Raw genomic sequence first — 17,390 nt, forward strand, 5'->3', positions numbered from 1 at the left:
TTTATAATGCAAACGGTACATTGGTACGGCGGCGTTCTTCAAAGACAGCCAGTTCGCGGAAGCCGGTGCGCCAGAGCATGTCCCGGGCCTCTGGTAAGCCGTCTCCCAGCTTCAGGGGATCATGCGCATCAGAGCCAACCGTGAGCGGAATGCCCAGCGTAAGCGCCTGAACGAGCACATGCTCTGCCGGGAACATCTCGGCGCAAGGCTTGGTCAGCCCGGAAGCATTCAGCTCCATGGCGATTCCGCTGCGGGCGATGATCTTCAGCGTATCCAGCTCAAGCGCTCTGGCTTCCGCCAGGTCCTCCGGCGTCCGGGGGCCGTAACCGAACCTTTTGATGACGTCCATATGTCCTATAATATCATATAATCCCGATAACGCCGACTTCTGTACAGCATCATAATAACGGCGGTAGACCGCCATTACATCCTGGCCTTCCCAGCCATGGGTCTGCCGGTGGTCGGTAATATCCCATTCTCCCAGGAAATGCACCGAACCAATCAGATAATCCCACGGATAGGGTGCCAAAAGCTCGCGGATCTGCTCCTCATATCCCTCAATATAATCCGCCTCCAGCCCGACCCGCAGCTCAATCGTGCCCCGGTAGCGCTCCTTCAGCGTCAGGCATTCCTCCACATATCGCGGAAGCTCCGCAAGAGGCATAGCCATCTCAGGATAGTATTGGTCCGGATCGACATGGATTAGCGGCAGATGATCCGACAGCCCGAGCTGCTCAAGCCCCAGCGCGATGCCCCGCTGCACATACTCCTCCAGCTTCCCGACCGCATGGCCGCAGCGTTCATGATGGGTATGATAATCGATGTGCATGCTGAAAGTTCCTCCTAATCGCGCCGCGGCCGTTCATGGCGGGCGCTTAGCTCTTCCAGAATCTCATCCAGCGGAAGCTTGCGCTCCTGCAGCAGCACGAGCAGGTGATAGATCAGATCGCTGACCTCCAGGCGCAGCTCGGCATTATCTTTGTTTTTGGCGGCAATGATCGTCTCGGAGGCTTCCTCACCGACCTTCTTCAGGATCTTGTCCACGCCCTTGTCGAAGAGATAGGTGGTATACGCTCCCTCAGGACGGTTCACCTCACGCTCAGCAATGACACGCTCCAGCTCACCGAGTACCGCAAACCGGCCGCTCTCTACTTCATCAGCAGCATTTACTGCTGCCCCGGCAGTCTCAGTTACGGTTGCCGGTGAATCGAGCGGAATCTCGCGGTAAAAGCAGCTATTCTCCCCGGTATGGCAGGCCGGACCCTCCGGCACTACCTTCACCAGCAGCGTATCGCTGTCACAATCGTAATGGATCGAGGTGATCGCCTGCGTATTGCCGGACGTCCCCCCCTTATGCCACAGCTCGCTGCGTGAACGGCTCCAGAACCAGGTCTGGCCGCTCTCAAGGGAGCGCTGCAGCGACTCAGGATTCATATAGGCGAACATTAATACCTCCAGGGTGCGCGCATCCTGAATAACAGCAGGCAGCAGGCCCGATTCATTCCAGCGTATGCCCGACACTGCCTCCTGCTGGCTTAGTGCGATATCCTTCTTGTCCTCGCTCATCGGATCTCTACTCCTCTTTGCTTCAGATCAGCCTTCAGATCATGAATAGCAATCTCTTTATAGTGGAAAATGGTTGCCGCAAGTCCGGCATCTGCCCGGCCTTCCGTAAATACATCATAGAAATGCTCAATTCTCCCGGCCCCGCCGGAAGCAATGACAGGAATACTCAGCAGGCCGCTGACCGCCGCCGTCAGCTTCAGGTCGAAGCCGTCCTTGGTCCCGTCCGCGTCCATACTGGTGAGCAGAATCTCGCCGGCCCCCAGCCGCTCCGCTTCCTTGGCCCAGTTCAAGGCACGGATACCCGTAGGCGTACGTCCGCCGTGCGTATACACTTCCCATTCGCCCCAAGCCTCATTATATTTGGCATCCATCGCCACAACAATGCATTGGGAGCCGAAGTGACGGGCCCCTTCCAGAATCAGCTGGGGGTTATTTACAGCGGCGGTGTTGATGCCGATCTTGTCCGCTCCGGCACGCAGAATCCGCTTCATATCATCAGGGGTTGAGATGCCCCCGCCCACCGTGAAGGGAATAGCGATCTCACCCGCCGTCTGCCGCACCACTTCAATCATGGTCGCCCTGCCTTCCACAGAAGCGGAAATATCGAGGAATACCAGCTCATCTGCTCCCTCGCGGTCGTACAGCGCCGCAAGCTCCACCGGATCTCCGGCATCGCGCAGATTCACGAAATTCACGCCTTTTACCACACGCCCGTCCTTCACATCCAGACAGGGAATAATCCGTTTCGCCAACATGCCAAGACCCTCCTTAGTATAGACTTACCGCAATCCGGAGGATTGGCCCAGGGTCTGCAGCGCTTCAGCCAGATTAATATTGCCGGTATACAGCGCCTTGCCCACTATCGCCCCGCCGATCCCGCTGCCGCTATGTACGTTCAGGCGCAGCAGATCATTAAGGCTGGTCACGCCGCCGGAGGCGATTACGCTGCGTCCGCTTGCCTTGGCCATAGACAGAATACCTTCCACGTTCGGCCCCTGCATCATCCCGTCGCGGGAAATATCGGTATAGATGAAAGTCTCAGCACCCTTGGCAGCCAGCTCTCTGGCCAGGTCTTCCGCGCGCACCTCTGAGGTATTAAGCCAGCCGTGGGTTGCCACGTAGCCGTTACGCGCATCGATCCCGATGGCAACTTTGTCGCCGTATTTGGCAAGAACCGCTTCTGTAAAAGTCTGATCATTAATGGCTGCCGTTCCGATAATCACCCGGCTGACGCCAAGGCCCAGCAGCTTCTCAACATCAGCAAGAGTACGGAGACCGCCGCCGACCTGTAGAGGAACATTCGCATGCTTAGCAATGGCTCCAATGATAACATCATTCACAGGACAGCCTGCTTTGGCTCCGTCCAGATCCACCAGATGGATATATTGCCCGCCTTGCTCTTCCCACGACTTAGCCACCTCTACCGGACTGTCGTTATAGATCGTCTCTTGGGCATAATCACCCTGCTGCAGCCGGACACACTTGCCGTCCCGGATATCAATCGCCGGATATAGGATAAAAGAAGACATGAATACTCCCCGCTTTCATTGCAAATTAGTGATTCAGGCAGGCTACGCCTGCTGTGCCTGGAGTCTTAAGAAATTACCCAGCAGCTTCATGCCTAGCTCCCCGCTCTTCTCCGGGTGGAACTGCATACCGTAGACATTGCTGCGGCCCACAATAGCCGTTACCGGATGTCCATAGTCTGTGACGGCCAGCAGATCGCTGTCCGCCGCGAGTGCGTGATAGGAGTGCACGAAGTACACATGCCCCTCCGTCAGACCTGCCAGCAGCGGACTCTCTGGCTGGCTGAAGCTCAGCTTGTTCCAGCCCATATGCGGCACCTTGTAGCCGTCCCGGGGGGCGAAGCGCACTACTGCGCCGGGCAGCAGCCCCAGTCCCTTATGCTCGCCGTGCTCCTCGCTGCTGCTGAACAGCAGCTGCATGCCGAGGCAGATGCCCAGCACCGGCTGGCCCGCTGACGCCGCAGCCCGGACGACGTCGTCCATTCCGCTCTCCCGTAAGTGCTCCATCGCATCGCCAAAGGCACCGACTCCCGGCAGAATGACACTGTCTGCCGCCAGAATCTCGGCGGCATCCGAGGTTACAAGACTCGTATACCCCAGACGCTCTACGGCCTTACTGACACTGTGCAGGTTGCCCATGCCGTAATCGACGATTGCAACGGCCATAACTACAGCACTCCCTTCGTTGAAGGCACGCCCTTCACCCGGGGGTCTACGATCGTTGCTTCGTCCAGTGCCCGTCCCAGCGCCTTGAAGACCGCTTCAATCATGTGATGGGTATTGGAGCCGTAATGAACAATGACATGCAGCGTAATTCTCGCCTCCAGCGCGAACTTCCACAGGAATTCATGTACCAGCTCTGTTGAGAAGCTGCCGACCTGCTGGGAAGGATACGCTGCCCGATATTCGAAATGCGGCCGGTTGCTGATATCGATCACTACCTGGGCAAGCGCCTCATCCATAGGGACGAAGACACTGGCGTACCGCTTGATGCCTTTTTTATCGCCTAGCGCTTCCCGTAGAGCCTGTCCGAGACAGATCCCGATATCCTCTACTGTATGGTGATCATCAATCTCGATATCTCCCCGCGCCTGTACAGAGAGGTCAAACTGTCCATGCTTCGTGAACAGATCCAGCATATGATTCAGGAACGGCACATCGGTCTCCAGTTCGGAGACCCCGCTGCCGTCCACGGCAAAGGTTAGCTTGATGTCCGTTTCATTGGTTGTACGGCTAAGTCCGGCCTTACGCAGCGCCAGTTCGTTGTTATTATTCTCCATTTGTGTCTCCACCTTTCGCTTCGTTCGTAAGCCGGATTTCGATGGCGCGTGCATGGCCTTCAAGCCCCTCGCGCCGGGCAAGCTCCATAATCGCCGCCCCGTCCCGCAGCAGCGCTTCCTTGCTGTAATAGATCAGGCTGGACTTCTTGATGAAGTCGTCCACATCTACAGGCGAGGAGAACCGCGCTGTGCCGTTCGTCGGTATAATATGGTTCGGTCCGGCGAAGTAGTCGCCGACCGGCTCAGAGCTGTACGGCCCGAGGAAGATCGCCCCGGCGTTCTCAATTGCGCCGGTCAGCCCCATCGGGTCGTTCACCACAATCTCCAGATGCTCCGGCGCGAGCCGGTTCACCACGGAGATGCCCTCCGCCAGCGAGTCTACGACGATAATCGCGCCGTAGTTCTCTACCGAGGCCCGCGCGATGGCCTCGCGCGGCAATGCCTGCAGCTGCCGCTCGACCTCGGCAGCCACCGCCTCCGCGAGACGCTGCGACGGCGTCACAAGGATCGCCGACGCCATCTCGTCGTGCTCGGCCTGCGAGAGCAGGTCGGCCGCGATGTAGGCGGCCTCGGCGGTATCGTCGGCGAGCACGACGATCTCGCTCGGTCCGGCGATGCTGTCGATGTCGACAGCGCCGTAGACCTCGCGCTTGGCCAGGGCCACGAAGATGTTCCCTGGCCCGCAGATCTTGTCGACCGGCACGATGGATTCCGTGCCGAAGGCGAGGGCGGCAATCGCCTGCGCGCCGCCTACGCGGTAGATCTCGTGTACGCCCGCCTCAGCGGCGGCCACGAGAATATAAGGATCAATGCCTTCCGAACCGCCCGTCGAGGGCGGCGTCACCATCACGATCTCCGGCACCCCGGCGATCTGTGCCGGTATCACGTTCATCAGCACCGAGGACGGGTACGCCGCCTTGCCGCCGGGAACATAGACGCCTACGCGCTTCAGCGGGCGGATGATCTGGCCGAGGATCGTGCCGTCCGGCTGCAGATCCATCCAGGAATTGCGTTTCTGCCGCGCATGGAACGCACGGATATTCACGGCTGCTGCACGGATAGCCGTCACGAAGGACTCCTCTACCCGGCCATAGGCGGCCTCAAGCTCCTCCGGCGTTACGCGCAGCTGTGCTGGCGTCAGTGCAGCGCCGTCGAAGCGCTCCGTATACCGGAGCAGCGCCGCGTCGCCTTCCCGCTTGATATCGGCCACGATTTCACGTACGGCCTTGTTCTGCTCCGGCGTGCCGTATTCCACCTCACGCTGCAGCTTAAATTCCTTACTGGACTGGATCTTCACCGCCGCTTCCCCCTTGAGCTCTATAGTTTTGCTTATATTATTTTATCTGCAATCCCGGTTCTGCAATAACAGCCTGCAGCCGGTCGCACAGCTGCTGAATCTCCGCATTCTTCATCCGGTAGCTTACCCGGTTCGCCACCAGGCGGCTGGTGATCTCGAAGATGCTCTTCATCTCCACCAGACCGTTATCCTTCAGTGTCTGGCCGGTCTCAACCATATCCACGATCCGGTCAGCCAGCCCGATCAGCGGTGCCAGCTCAATGGAGCCGTTCAGCTTCACAACCTCCACCTGCTGGCCTTGCTCACGGAAATACCGCGAAGCCACGTTCGGGTATTTGGTGGCTACGCGCTGCTGAATGCCCGGCTGCCAGTTCGGAAGCCCGATGATCGACATCCGGCAGCGGGCAATCCCGAGATCCAGCAGCTCGTACACATCGCGGCTCTCCTCCAGCAGTACATCTTTGCCGACAATACCGATATCCGCCACTCCATACTCTACATAAGTCGGCACATCTACCGGCTTGGCCAGAATGAACTCCATTCCGGCCTCCGGCAATGAAATCACCAGCTTGCGCGACTCTTCTCCATCCGGAGGAATCGGCAGTCCCGCCTGGCGGAACAGCTCTGCCGCTTTATTGTAAATCCGGCCTTTCGGCATGGCTACCTTAAGAATCTGTGCCATCAATACCCGCCCCCGTTTCGTATTTCCGCTTCTTTAACATCTGCTTCTATATGACATCATGGTTCCATTCCTTAATCTTGCTCCGCTCACCCATGCTCGCTGACAAACGACACGAATGTGTAGATCTCGCCGTACAGCTCGCCCTCTGCCTGAATAGTATCCGCATCCAGCCGCTTCACAGTCTTTAGCTCCTCCGGACCGGTTGCCAGCCGCGTGACCACAGCATGCCCTTCCAACCGCAGCCTCGCTGCTTCGGCAAGACCCTCCTGGCGCCGCAGTGCATCGTACTGGACCAGAATCGGCAGCTCTTCCTCTTCCGGCAGCCCCGAGACTCCATCTAAAATACGGTTGGTCTTCAGAGAGAAGCCGGTGGAGGGAATCGGACGCCCGAATTGCTGCAGCAGGTTGTCATACCGGCCGCCGCTGCATACCGGGAAGCCCAGCTCGGAAGCATACCCCTCGAAGGTCATGCCTGTATAGTAAGAGAAATCACCGATCATCGTCAGATCAATCAGCACATGCTGCGAGACACCGTAAGCCACCAGCACCTCCCATACCTTGCACAGATGCTCGATCGATGCGCGCGCCACCGGATGACTGCTCAGCTCCAGCGCCTGGCCGCAGATCTCCTTTCCGCCGCGCAGCCGCAGCAGTCCGTCCAGCTCCTGCTTCTGGGCAGCGGATAGCTCAAGACGCCGCAGCGTCTCGCGGAAGGCTACATAATCGCGGCTGAGCAGATGGCTCTTCAGCTCCTCCTGAGCCTGCGGCAGACCGGATACCGCCTCCTGGAAGAGGCCGTCCAGGAAGCCGACATGTCCAATAGCGATTTTGAAAGACTTTACGCCTGCCGCCTGGAGGGAAGCAATCGCCAGCGCGACTACCTCTGCGTCAGCTTCGGGTGAATCATCACCGACAAGCTCCACACCGGTCTGAAAGAATTCCGCCTCCCGTCCGGCCTCTTCTTCAATCGCCCGAAAGACGTTGGCATGGTAGGACAGACGCAGCGGCAGCGGCTCATCCTTCAATAGAGAGGAGACTACGCGCGCTACAGGTGCCGTCATCTCTGAACGCAGCACCAGCGCCTGCCCGCGGTTGTTAAGCAATTTATACAGCTTCTGATCGGAGGTAGAGCTGGCTACACCGACTGTATCGTAATATTCAAGAGTAGGCGTAATCATCTGCCGGTAGCCCCAGCGGCTCATACAGTGAAGTACATCCTTCTCGATCTTGCGCAGCTTCGTTACCGCACGCGGGAGATAATCCCTTACGCCGGCAGGCTTTTCAAATCCCTTTGGTTTGGCCATCTTCATTGTTCACCTCATCGGATATGTTGAAGGGTATCATTAAATGCTTTATCATGGTAAAGTGGTAGCAAAGTAAAGTAGTGGCAATATCGTATCACGGACTATCCTTTTGCGTCAACAATTCGCTTGAATTCCAGAGTTCCTTTTGCCACCGGGATAAGCGGCGAATATAATAGGTTAATATGATTGTACTTTATTTCCTCCATGAAGTATTCCCGGTATCTAATTCAGAAGCAGAAAGAAGGACTGACGGCTTGAGTACATCCTATATGATTGGCGTTGATATTGGAACCACCAGCACGAAGGCTGTCCTCTTTAAGGAGAACGGAACGATTGTCGCTCAGAGCAATCAGGGCTATCCGCTGCATCAGCCCTCCCCCTCTGTCGCAGAACAGGACCCGGAGCAGATTCTGGAAGCCGTAATTCATACCATAGCAGCGGTCATGCAGGAGAGCCTTGCCGCACCTGAAGACATTCTGCTGGTCTCGTTCAGCTCCGCTATGCATAGCGTCATTGCTGTAGATCCTGCGGGTAAGCCGCTGACCGCCTGCATTACCTGGGCCGATAACCGGAGCAGCCGCTGCGCCCGGCGGTTGAAGGACGAACTGAACGGACATGAGCTGTACCTGCGGACAGGAACGCCCATACACCCTATGTCTCCAATCACCAAGCTGATGTGGCTGGGCGAGGAGCAGCCCGAGCTGTTCCGTCAGACCTACAAGTTCATCTCGATCAAAGAATATATCTTCTTCCGGCTGTTCGGCGAATATGTGATTGACCATTCCATCGCCTCTGCCACCGGCATGTTCAATCTGGAGAAGCTCGATTGGGACGAGGAGGCGCTCCAGATTGCCGGTGTTACTCCGGAGCGCCTGTCCCGTCCGGTCCCGACCACCCATATCCTGCAGGGACTGCTCCCAGAGCTTACCGGAAAGCTCGGTCTGCTCACAGACACTCCATTTATAGTAGGCGCCAGTGACGGCGTTCTGTCTAACCTGGGCGTAGGAGCCATGGAGCCGGGGGTAATCGCTGCAACGATAGGCACAAGCGGTGCCATCCGTACTGTAGTTGACCATCCGCTGACCGATCCCAAAGGACGGATATTCTGCTACGCCCTGACAGACAAGCATTGGGTAATCGGCGGCCCTGTGAATAACGGAGGAATGCTCTTCCGCTGGGTGCGTGATGAGTTCGCCGCCTCTGAAGTGGAGACTGCAAAACGCCTGGGGATTGATCCCTACGAAGTATTAACAAGAATCGCTGAGCAAGTGCCGCCCGGCAGCAACGGACTGCTCTTCCATCCGTACCTTACCGGAGAACGCGCACCGCTGTGGAATCCCGATGCCCGCGGCTCCTTCTTCGGGCTGAGCATGAATCACCGTAAGGAGCATATGATCCGCGCAGTGCTGGAAGGTGTCATCTTCAATATGTACACCGTGTTGCTGGCCATGGAAGAATGCATCGGCGAGCCCGTTCGAATCCTGGCTACCGGCGGCTTCGCCCGCTCGGCGCTATGGCGGCAGATGATGGCGGATATTTTCGATCAGGAGGTGGTTGTCCCGGAGAGCTTCGAGAGCTCTTGCCTCGGCGCAGTCGTCCTGGGATTATACGCCATTGGCCGGATCGACTCTCTGGATGCTGTCTTCAGCATGATTGGCTCCACTCACCGGCATGAGCCGGTTACTGCCCACGCCAAAGCCTACAAACAGCTGCTGCCCATCTTCATCTCGGTATCCCGCAGTCTGGCGGATCAGTATCAGGCGATTGCCGACTTCCAGCGCGAACAGGCCGGGGAACAGCCCGGCTAACCTGCTCTCCAGAACCGCCTGCTTACAGCAAAGCGCCGGACAGCCGCATCTGCGGCCAGCCGGCGCTTTTAATACTAAGCCTAAATCTACACTGTCGCCTTTGGCGCTGCTGCCGGCTTCTGCGGTGAGGAGCCGAACACCATCCACGCCGGCTTCACATAACGGAAGGCAAGTGCAACCACTAGCCAAGAACCCAGAAGGGCCACCAGCCAGCCGCCCGCTATTGCCGCCGTATAGGCCAGCGATCCGCCGTGGAACGGCAGCTTCCGGTACATGAACAGCAGCAGCGGATGGAGCAGATAGATACCGAAGGAGCACGCCCCGGCCGAGAGCAGCAGTCTCGTCAGCACGCTGCGTCCTGCCCCATACAGCAGGAAGGACAGCTGGAACAGGACCAGACAAGAGAGCAAGGCATGCAGGTTCGAGAACCCTTCATACCACAGACTGTTGATTACTGCTTTCTTCGTATAGTTGTTATACCACAATACCACATGGTAAGCCCCGGCAGCCGCCCATAAGATCCATAGTACCATCCAGCCCATACCTTTACCTGAGCGCCAGCCTTCGCGGGAGGGAACCAGCCACTTTTTCAGAGCACTGTAGTAGATCGCAATCGCCGCACCCAGCAGGAAATACGAGAAATACGTAATGGCCAGACTACCCTTCGACAGCTGCCAATACCCGTGGTTCACCATATATTTGTTCAGTAGCACGAAGCCCCACTGTAATGCAAGCCCAATCACCGGTGCCCAGGCCGCGAGATGCCGGACTTTCTGCAGACACCAGAGGATCAGGGGGAACAGCAGGTAGAACTGGATAATGATGATGATATAGTACAGATGCGTATACGCCGTACCCGTCCATAGGTACTTGAAGAACTTCCCGCCCATCTCCTGAAGTGGCATCCCCCAGGTATGGCCGGCCGTCATTTTGAGTCCAAAATACAGCACCGTAAACACAAGATAAGGCACAATAATATAGATCAGCCTGCGGCTGTAGAATTTGGCCAGCACCTTCCCGCCCAGCGGACGGTCAATGTAATTGTAGAACAGGACGAACCCGCTTAAGAATATAAAGGACGGTACCGCAAACTGGCTGAACTTATTTATGAACAGAAACGGAGCGAACATGGAAGTGCCCAGTGTCTCAGCCAACGTGCGTGAGGTGGCATGAATGGCGATCACTGCAAATATAGCGATTGCCCGAAAAATATCAAGCTGTGGTATTCTTTCCTTTTGAGCCATTATGATTCCTCCTGTTTACGCAGCTCACGGAGCGGATTTCCCCCGACGAACGAACCGGCAGCAACATCCTTGTGAACCACCGATCCCGCCGCAACCGTAGCCCCATCCCCAATCGTAACCCCAGGGAGAATAGTCGTGTTAGCCCCGATCATTACATTCTCTCCGATAATAACTTCACCCAGCCGGTACTCCTTGATGAGATACTCATGGGCCAGGATCGTAGTGTTATAGCCGATAACCGTGTTCTCCCCGATAGAGATCTTCTCCGGAAAAAAAACATCCACCATCGCCATAAGCCCAAACGCAGTATGCTTACCTATCTTCATCCCGAGCACCCGGCGGTAAATCCAGTTCTTGAGCGGCAGAATCGGGCAATAACGGGCAATCTGGATAAAAATAAAATTGCGCACACCCTTCCATGGGCTGACCGTACGGTAAATATGCCAGAGCGCATTATGCCCCTCCACGGGATAACGGGTTATCTTTCTCACGGCTGCATAGTCTCCTGCTCTACAATAGAGTACAAGTCCTTCATCTCCTGGATGATGTAATCCGGCTCATAGGTGCTCAGCACAGCCTCACCCTTAAGCGACCACGCCACAGCGGCTACACGAACCCCTGCTGCCTTCGCAGACTGAATATCAACAGCACTGTCGCCTACCATCAGTGTCTTGGCCGGATCAACACCCAGATTGGCAACTGCCGTGAGCACCGGCTCCGGATGCGGCTTCGGATGAGTCACATCATTCACCGTAACAATCGTCTCCATATATTTCAGCAGATCGAACATCTCCAGCGACTTCAATGTGTTAGGCCGGATCTTGGTCGTCACCACCCCAAGCTTGATTCCCCGGCGCTGCAGCTCCTCCATCGTCTCATTCACTTGAGGAAAAGCGCGGACCAGCTCATCATGATGCGCATTGTTGTACGAACGGTAGGACCGTTCCAGCACTTCTATATCCTTCGACTCCAGGCCGGAGAACGCGCCTAGCTGCTGCTGAAGTGTAGTCCCCATCATGGGGATGATCTGTTCACGGGTCAGAACCGGCAGATGATTCTCCTTCAGCGCATGCATGAATGAATTAAGAATCAGCTCATTCGTATTCACAATCGTTCCGTCCAGATCAAATAACACGCATTCTATCATTGATAGTATTACTCCTTTGTTTCCTTATCTTCAGAGGGATCTTCCACCGGCTGAACAGGCTGAGAAGGCTTCTGAGGCGTATTAGCTGCACTCTCTGGAACTACAGCATCCGCTGCCGCCGGTTTGGTGCTGATGATCGGGTCCAGGTAATGATCCTTCGGCTGACCGCTTACCCGCCGTACAATAATCAGCGCAATGGCAGCAACAATAATGAACAGCGCGAGCAGTTGAGAAATACGGATATTCCCGTAAGCCGGATCAAGATAGCCTTGTTCGAAGCCCATCCACTTCATCGGACTCCATAGCCCGTTAATGAAGGATGCCACACCGCTGCTGCCTTCAAAGGCAAGACTATCCGTACGCAGAGCTTCAATGAAGAAGCGGCCGACGGAGTACCAGATGAAGTATGACATGAAGATTTCTCCGGCACGTACGAACTTCTGGCGGCGCAGCACCAAGAGGAGCAGAATGCCAAGCAGACTCCAGAGTGATTCGTACAGGAAGGTTGGATGGTGAAAAGCATCCCCTATGTACATTTGATTAACGATAAAGTCCGGCAAATGCAGCTTATCCCGTAAAAACGATTCCTCAACCACTCCGCCATAGGCTTCCTGGTTGATGAAATTCCCCCAGCGGCCGATCATCTGGCCGGCAAGCAGTCCGGGAGCACAGATATCGACGATACGCCAGAACGGATAGCCCTTATAGCGGAAGTAAATAATCGCACAGATAATCGCACCGATTAAGGCGCCATAAATCGCAATACCGCCATTCCAGACCTTGAAGATATCGAGCAGGTTATCCTTATAGTCTTCCCACTTGAAAGCTACGAAATATAGACGCGCCCCAATAATAGCCGATGGCAAGCCCAGCAGCAGCATATCCATGAAGAACTCCTGTGGAATGTTGAAGCGTTTGCCTTCTTGAATACACAAGAACAGTCCGGTAAGCGCTCCAAGACCCAGAATCAGGCCATACCAGTGAACTGGCAGAGAACCAATCGAGAAGACAATCGGGTCAATCGCTAGTGAATAAAACATGCTCTCACACTCCTAATCCAGATCATCCATATCTTCTGAGATGGTGGCGGTAAGTTTATTCGTAAATTGCAGCGCGGCATTGAAGCCCATTTGCTTGAGCCGGTAATTCATCGCTGCCACCTCGATAATGACAGCGAGGTTACGTCCCGGACGGACAGGGATAGTAACCAGCGGCACATCGGTATCAATAATCCGTGTAGTCTCCTCATCCAGTCCCAGACGGTCATACTGCTTGTCCTGCTGCCAGGCTTCCAGTCTGACCACCAGGGTAATCCGCTTATGATTACGGATAGCGCCTGCCCCAAACAGCGTCATAACATTAATAATCCCGACGCCGCGGATCTCCAGCAGGTGACGGATCAATTCCGGTGCGGTACCATGAAGCTGATTATCCGAAGTCTGGCGAATTTCCACCGCATCATCGGCAATCAGACGATGACCGCGTTTAACCAGTTCCAGCGCGGTTTCACTTTTACCAATGCCGCTGGTACCTGTAATCAGCATCCCTACCCCATACACATCACAGAGAACACCATGAATTGTTGCTGTTGGTGCCAGTCTGCCCTCAAGAAAGCTGGTCAGTCTGCTTGAGAAAATCGTCGTCGCCATCGAGCTGCGCAGCACAGGAAGTCCCTTCTCGTTGCTGATGTCTACAAGCTCCTGGGGAACATCCAGCGCACGGGTAATGACGATACACGGGGTATTGTCGTTACAGATACCGCGTACCCGGCTTTTCCGTTCTTCCTCTGAGAGCATAGAGAAAAAAGCCAGCTCTGTTTTGCCTAGTAGCTGCACACGTTCTTCCGGATAATATTCGAAATAACCGGCCATTTCCAGCCCGGGACGGTTCAAATCATCCACTGTAATCGGTCTCTTCAGACCTTCATGTCCGGATACTACCTCTAATTGAAAATGCTGCACCAATTCTGATACTTTTACCTTCTTAGCCATATATGTCCGTCCTTTCGTCACCCGCGGCTATGCCGCTTCCCCGCATACCGGTTACATCTTTATCCATTCCAGCTACAGGTAATTCTCCTGCTATCTTAATGGATTATGCCAGTGAATGCAATCTTAACCCCAGCGGTTATCATTCCATTCCACCATGATCATTACAAGAAAAAGCCGCCTAACCAGGCGGCTTTCTTCATTATAAACTATGTTCACCCTGCAGAGATCTTATCCCAGCAGAACGTTAAGTTCGGATTCTTTATCGAAGATGTGGACTTTGTTCATGTCAATGGCCAATCTAGGCTTGCTGCCTTCACGGGTAGTGGAACGTCCATCTACACGCGCAATTACAGTGTTATTGCCAAGACCGCTCAAGTAAAGGAGCATTTCATGACCAAGGTTTTCCGTAACATCAACCATCGAAGTGAAAATTGTGTTAGGGGAAGCTTCCAGGAATACTGGCTCTTCATGAATGTCTTCTGGACGAACGCCCATGATTACATCTTTACCGATGAAGCCTTTGTTACGCAGGATTGTAGCTTTGCCGCCTGGAACTTCAACATCAAGGTTCTCTGCACGGAAACGGACAGCGCCGTTCAATTCGGAAAGAGTACCGTTGATAAAGTTCATGGTAGGGGAACCGATAAATCCGGCTACGAACAGGTTCGTAGGCTCATTATACAATTCTTCAGGGGAAGCAGCCTGCTGGATGATACCATCGTACATAACTACGATACGGTCACCCATCGTCATGGCTTCTGTCTGGTCATGCGTTACATAGATACAAGTGGTTTCAAGACGCTTAACCAGCTTAGTGATTTCAGCACGCATTTGACCACGAAGTTTAGCATCCAAGTTAGAAAGAGGCTCATCCATCAAGAAGACTTGTGGATCACGGACGATAGCGCGGCCTAGAGCGACACGTTGACGTTGACCACCGGACAGTGCCTTAGGTTTACGATCCAGCAAGTGCTCGATATCCAGGATTTTCGCTGCTTCGCGTACTTTCTTGTCGATTTCTTCTTTCTTCACTTTGCGCAGTTTCAGACCGAATGCCATGTTCTGATATACACTCATGTGCGGGTACAAGGCGTAGGATTGGAATACCATCGCGATATCACGGTCTTTAGGAGCAACGTCATTCACTACACGGTCACCAATGTACATTTTACCTTCAGAGATTTCTTCCAGACCAGCGATCATACGCAGGGTTGTGGATTTACCGCAACCGGAAGGACCAACCAGTACGAGGAATTCCTTATCTTTAATATCAAGATTGATATCGATTACTGTTGCTTTATCGGAACCCGGGTATTTTTTGAAAATATGCTCTAAACGTACGCCTGCCATTGTATTTCCCCCTCGAGTCTATTATTGGAATAGAAAATCAAACGCTTTCTTGTACACTTATCTTACCCCAGAGCCGGCCTCATGGCTATTTGCAAGGTTCACAAAAAACCTATTTTCTTTTCGTCACTTTATACAATAACATGGCAAGCTTCACAATAGCGGCATCTCCGAAGCTGCGGACATCGGCCCCCGTCTCCTGTTTGATCTTGTCCAGCCTGTAGAGCAGCGTGTTACGGTGAATGTACAGTTTTTTGGCGGTTTCACTAACATTGCAGTCCATTTCAAAAAAAGTCTCCAGCGTCAGCAGCATTTCCTTATCCGCCAGTACAGTTGTGTAATCACCGATCTGGCCCAGCAGCTGTCTCCGCCGGTCATCCGGAATACTGTTGACCAACCGCTCCATATGCAGCTCCCACGGAAGATGAATATAATCCCCTACCTGGAAGATGCGTCCAAGAATAATAGTCTCCCGCAGCAAAGCTACTGCTCCAGTCAGACCTTTAACCGGGATAATGGCCGGAGAGACCGCGAGATGAAAGACGCCAACCCACTCGCTGGCTATCAGTTCATGCAATCCCATAGAAGTCTGTGACAGCAAATCCTCAGCACTCTCTTCCTCATCCTCTTTATCATCTCCGCCTGTGAGGAGTTCCTTACGGGCTAAAATTAACCATTCCTTATCCTGAAGAGGAACCAGCAATACATCATGCTCGAAATAACTGCGCAGCAGCTTCATTAAGGAGCGATACGTCATTTGCGGATTATGAACACTCTCACTTACCAGCATGAAGGGAATCATATCCCCGAACAGCCGGCCCTTCAGTGAAATTTCATCCGGGATCTCCGCATCGTCCTTCTCCTGCTCCAGTTGGGCATTCAGCCAGCTGCTAAGCTGCCGCGCCTCCATCTCTCCTTCTTCCTTGAATCCGGTTGCCTTCAGTGCTACCGCAAAATTGCGCCCGGCATAATTCACCAGCTGCAGCTCCAGCGGCGACAGCCCCTCTGTCTCCACCCACACTGCTGTAACACGGCCATCATTCTCATACAAGGGAAGCCATAGATAACCCTCATGAATGACCGGAAGTTCCTGATCCTTATCCGTACCTATGCCAAAAAGTGAAGCGGAATGCTGCCTCCCCAGCTGCTTGATTCCGGTCCTCTTTCCGGTGAGTTGCTCCAATTTTTGACGCAAACCCTCACTATCCATCATCACCATTCTCCACCACTTTTGCTTTTTTCGCTTATTTTATCATATTTTGCTGTAAAATGCGGAATTTGCGCTTATGAGCATGCTTGAATCATGTATCAAAATATAAAAAAGGCCACCACTCTAAAGTGATGACCGTTTGGCTTAAGATGAGCCATGAAGGACTCGAACCTTCGACACCCTGATTAAAAGTCAGGTGCTCTACCAACTGAGCTAATGGCTCCTAAAAAGGGATGGAGGCTGATGGATTCGAACCACCGAACACGTACGTGAGCAGATTTACAGTCTGATGCGTTTGGCCACTTCGCTAAGCCTCCATGTATGGTGGCGCGGGAGGGAATCGAACCCCCGACACAAGGATTTTCAGTCCTTTGCTCTACCGACTGAGCTACCGAGCCATGAAAAAGCCTAAAAACAAAAAAATGGCGGAACCGACGGGATTCGAACCCGCGATCTCCTGCGTGACAGGCAGGCATGTTAGGCCAACTACACCACGGTTCCACAATTAGTTGTAAAAATGGTGCCGGCGAGAGGACTTGAACCCCCAACCTACTGATTACAAGTCAGTTGCTCTACCAGTTGAGCTACACCGGCACGGTGTAAGGTATTTGAACTTCAAAAAATAAAAATGGTGGAGGCTGAGGGGTTCGAACCCCCGACCCTCTGCTTGTAAGGCAGATGCTCTCCCAGCTGAGCTAAGCCTCCGGGTATGTATGGTAGCGGCAGAGGGGATCGAACCCCCGACCTCACGGGTATGAACCGTACGCTCTAGCCAGCTGAGCTACGCCGCCACACTACAAGTATTGGATTTATAATGGCGGAGAGAGAGGGATTCGAACCCTCGCACCGCTTACGCAGTCTAACCCCTTAGCAGAGGGTCCCCTTATAGCCACTTGGGTATCTCTCCAAATTAATGGTAGCCATGTAAATCCGCACAGGAAATTAATTCCTGAAAACTGAATCCGAAACGAATCTGCGCTCGCCCTTC

At 54.2% G+C, this 17,390-nt stretch carries 17 protein-coding genes and 8 tRNA genes; 1 reads left to right on the forward strand and 24 read right to left on the reverse strand.

All coding sequences use genetic code 11. The features are described 5' to 3' along the window. Window position 1: 1 nt before the first annotated feature. The 9 genes from hisJ to NSU18_RS18945 all read right to left on the reverse strand — a co-directional run bounded on the left by hisJ (window position 2) and on the right by NSU18_RS18945 (window position 7,655). Window positions 2–829, reverse strand: coding sequence for a histidinol-phosphatase HisJ (gene hisJ / locus NSU18_RS18905; protein ID WP_341149799.1), 828 nt, complete (start codon window positions 827–829; stop codon window positions 2–4). A gap of 14 nt (window positions 830–843) precedes the next feature. Further along, window positions 844–1,566 carry a bifunctional phosphoribosyl-AMP cyclohydrolase/phosphoribosyl-ATP diphosphatase HisIE gene (gene hisIE, locus NSU18_RS18910; RefSeq protein WP_341149800.1) on the reverse strand — a complete coding sequence of 241 codons (723 nt, stop codon included), beginning with the start codon at window positions 1,564–1,566 and terminating at the stop codon, window positions 844–846. Next, window positions 1,563–2,321: an imidazole glycerol phosphate synthase subunit HisF gene (gene hisF, locus NSU18_RS18915; RefSeq protein ID WP_341149801.1), complete on the reverse strand. Its 759-nt coding sequence runs from the start codon at window positions 2,319–2,321 to the stop codon at window positions 1,563–1,565. The genes hisIE and hisF overlap by 4 nt, the downstream gene beginning before the upstream one ends. A gap of 24 nt (window positions 2,322–2,345) precedes the next feature. Continuing rightward, window positions 2,346–3,095 (reverse strand): 1-(5-phosphoribosyl)-5-[(5-phosphoribosylamino)methylideneamino]imidazole-4-carboxamide isomerase, encoded by a 750-nt coding sequence (gene hisA, locus NSU18_RS18920; RefSeq protein ID WP_341149802.1) that lies wholly within the window; start codon window positions 3,093–3,095, stop codon window positions 2,346–2,348. Window positions 3,096–3,137: 42 nt separating this feature from the next. Further along, complete coding sequence (gene hisH / locus NSU18_RS18925) at window positions 3,138–3,758, reverse strand: imidazole glycerol phosphate synthase subunit HisH (protein ID WP_341015329.1); 621 nt, start codon at window positions 3,756–3,758, stop codon at window positions 3,138–3,140. Between the two features lie 2 nt (window positions 3,759–3,760). Then, window positions 3,761–4,372, reverse strand: a complete 612-nt coding sequence (gene hisB, locus NSU18_RS18930) for an imidazoleglycerol-phosphate dehydratase HisB (protein WP_341015331.1) — start codon at window positions 4,370–4,372, stop codon at window positions 3,761–3,763. Beyond that, entirely contained in the window at window positions 4,362–5,669 is a 1,308-nt protein-coding gene (gene hisD / locus NSU18_RS18935; RefSeq protein ID WP_341015333.1) for a histidinol dehydrogenase, read from the reverse strand. Before hisD ends, hisB begins: the two co-directional genes overlap by 11 nt. Window positions 5,670–5,706: 37 nt before the next feature. Then, complete coding sequence (gene hisG, locus NSU18_RS18940; protein WP_341015335.1) at window positions 5,707–6,351, reverse strand: ATP phosphoribosyltransferase; 645 nt, start codon at window positions 6,349–6,351, stop codon at window positions 5,707–5,709. Window positions 6,352–6,437: 86 nt separating this feature from the next. After that, on the reverse strand, window positions 6,438–7,655 hold the full coding sequence (locus tag NSU18_RS18945) for an ATP phosphoribosyltransferase regulatory subunit (protein WP_341015336.1): 1,218 nt from the start codon (window positions 7,653–7,655) through the stop codon (window positions 6,438–6,440). Between the two features lie 269 nt (window positions 7,656–7,924). Here NSU18_RS18945 and gntK point away from each other — a divergent pair, with 269 nt between their 5' ends. Further along, on the forward strand, window positions 7,925–9,463 hold the full coding sequence (gntK, locus tag NSU18_RS18950) for a gluconokinase (RefSeq protein WP_445321867.1): 1,539 nt from the start codon (window positions 7,925–7,927) through the stop codon (window positions 9,461–9,463). Window positions 9,464–9,549: 86 nt separating this feature from the next. On the opposite strand, the gene NSU18_RS18955 is transcribed toward gntK, so the two are convergent. From NSU18_RS18955 to NSU18_RS19025, 15 genes are all read right to left on the reverse strand, one after another. Beyond that, on the reverse strand, window positions 9,550–10,707 hold the full coding sequence (locus tag NSU18_RS18955) for an acyltransferase (RefSeq protein ID WP_341015340.1): 1,158 nt from the start codon (window positions 10,705–10,707) through the stop codon (window positions 9,550–9,552). Next, entirely contained in the window at window positions 10,707–11,198 is a 492-nt protein-coding gene (locus tag NSU18_RS18960) for an acyltransferase (RefSeq protein WP_341015342.1), read from the reverse strand. The genes NSU18_RS18955 and NSU18_RS18960 overlap by 1 nt, the downstream gene beginning before the upstream one ends. Then, on the reverse strand, window positions 11,195–11,854 hold the full coding sequence (gene ppaX / locus NSU18_RS18965; protein ID WP_341015343.1) for a pyrophosphatase PpaX: 660 nt from the start codon (window positions 11,852–11,854) through the stop codon (window positions 11,195–11,197). The genes NSU18_RS18960 and ppaX overlap by 4 nt, the downstream gene beginning before the upstream one ends. Window positions 11,855–11,862: 8 nt before the next feature. Beyond that, window positions 11,863–12,894, reverse strand: coding sequence for a prolipoprotein diacylglyceryl transferase (lgt, locus tag NSU18_RS18970; protein ID WP_341015344.1), 1,032 nt, complete (start codon window positions 12,892–12,894; stop codon window positions 11,863–11,865). 12 nt (window positions 12,895–12,906) lie between these two features. After that, window positions 12,907–13,845 (reverse strand): HPr(Ser) kinase/phosphatase, encoded by a 939-nt coding sequence (gene hprK / locus NSU18_RS18975; protein WP_036726232.1) that lies wholly within the window; start codon window positions 13,843–13,845, stop codon window positions 12,907–12,909. A 228-nt stretch (window positions 13,846–14,073) separates the two neighbouring features. After that, window positions 14,074–15,195: an ABC transporter ATP-binding protein gene (locus NSU18_RS18980; RefSeq protein WP_340750364.1), complete on the reverse strand. Its 1,122-nt coding sequence runs from the start codon at window positions 15,193–15,195 to the stop codon at window positions 14,074–14,076. Window positions 15,196–15,304: 109 nt separating this feature from the next. Then, a complete protein-coding gene (locus NSU18_RS18985) occupies window positions 15,305–16,387 on the reverse strand; it encodes a PucR family transcriptional regulator (RefSeq protein WP_341149804.1) in 1,083 nt (360 codons plus the stop codon). 165 nt (window positions 16,388–16,552) lie between these two features. Further along, a tRNA-Lys gene (locus NSU18_RS18990) sits at window positions 16,553–16,625 on the reverse strand. A gap of 11 nt (window positions 16,626–16,636) precedes the next feature. After that, window positions 16,637–16,719: transfer RNA gene (locus NSU18_RS18995), tRNA-Tyr, on the reverse strand. Window positions 16,720–16,724: 5 nt separating this feature from the next. Then, a tRNA-Phe gene (locus NSU18_RS19000) sits at window positions 16,725–16,800 on the reverse strand. 25 nt (window positions 16,801–16,825) lie between these two features. Then, a tRNA-Asp gene (locus NSU18_RS19005) sits at window positions 16,826–16,903 on the reverse strand. Window positions 16,904–16,920: 17 nt separating this feature from the next. Then, window positions 16,921–16,996, reverse strand: a tRNA-Thr gene (locus NSU18_RS19010). A gap of 35 nt (window positions 16,997–17,031) precedes the next feature. After that, window positions 17,032–17,107, reverse strand: a tRNA-Val gene (locus NSU18_RS19015). A gap of 9 nt (window positions 17,108–17,116) precedes the next feature. Continuing rightward, window positions 17,117–17,193, reverse strand: a tRNA-Met gene (locus tag NSU18_RS19020). 24 nt (window positions 17,194–17,217) lie between these two features. Beyond that, window positions 17,218–17,309: transfer RNA gene (locus NSU18_RS19025), tRNA-Ser, on the reverse strand. Window positions 17,310–17,390 lie beyond the last annotated feature (81 nt).

Source organism: Paenibacillus sp. FSL H8-0048, assembly GCF_038002825.1.
Lineage (GTDB): Bacteria > Bacillota > Bacilli > Paenibacillales > Paenibacillaceae > Paenibacillus_AQ.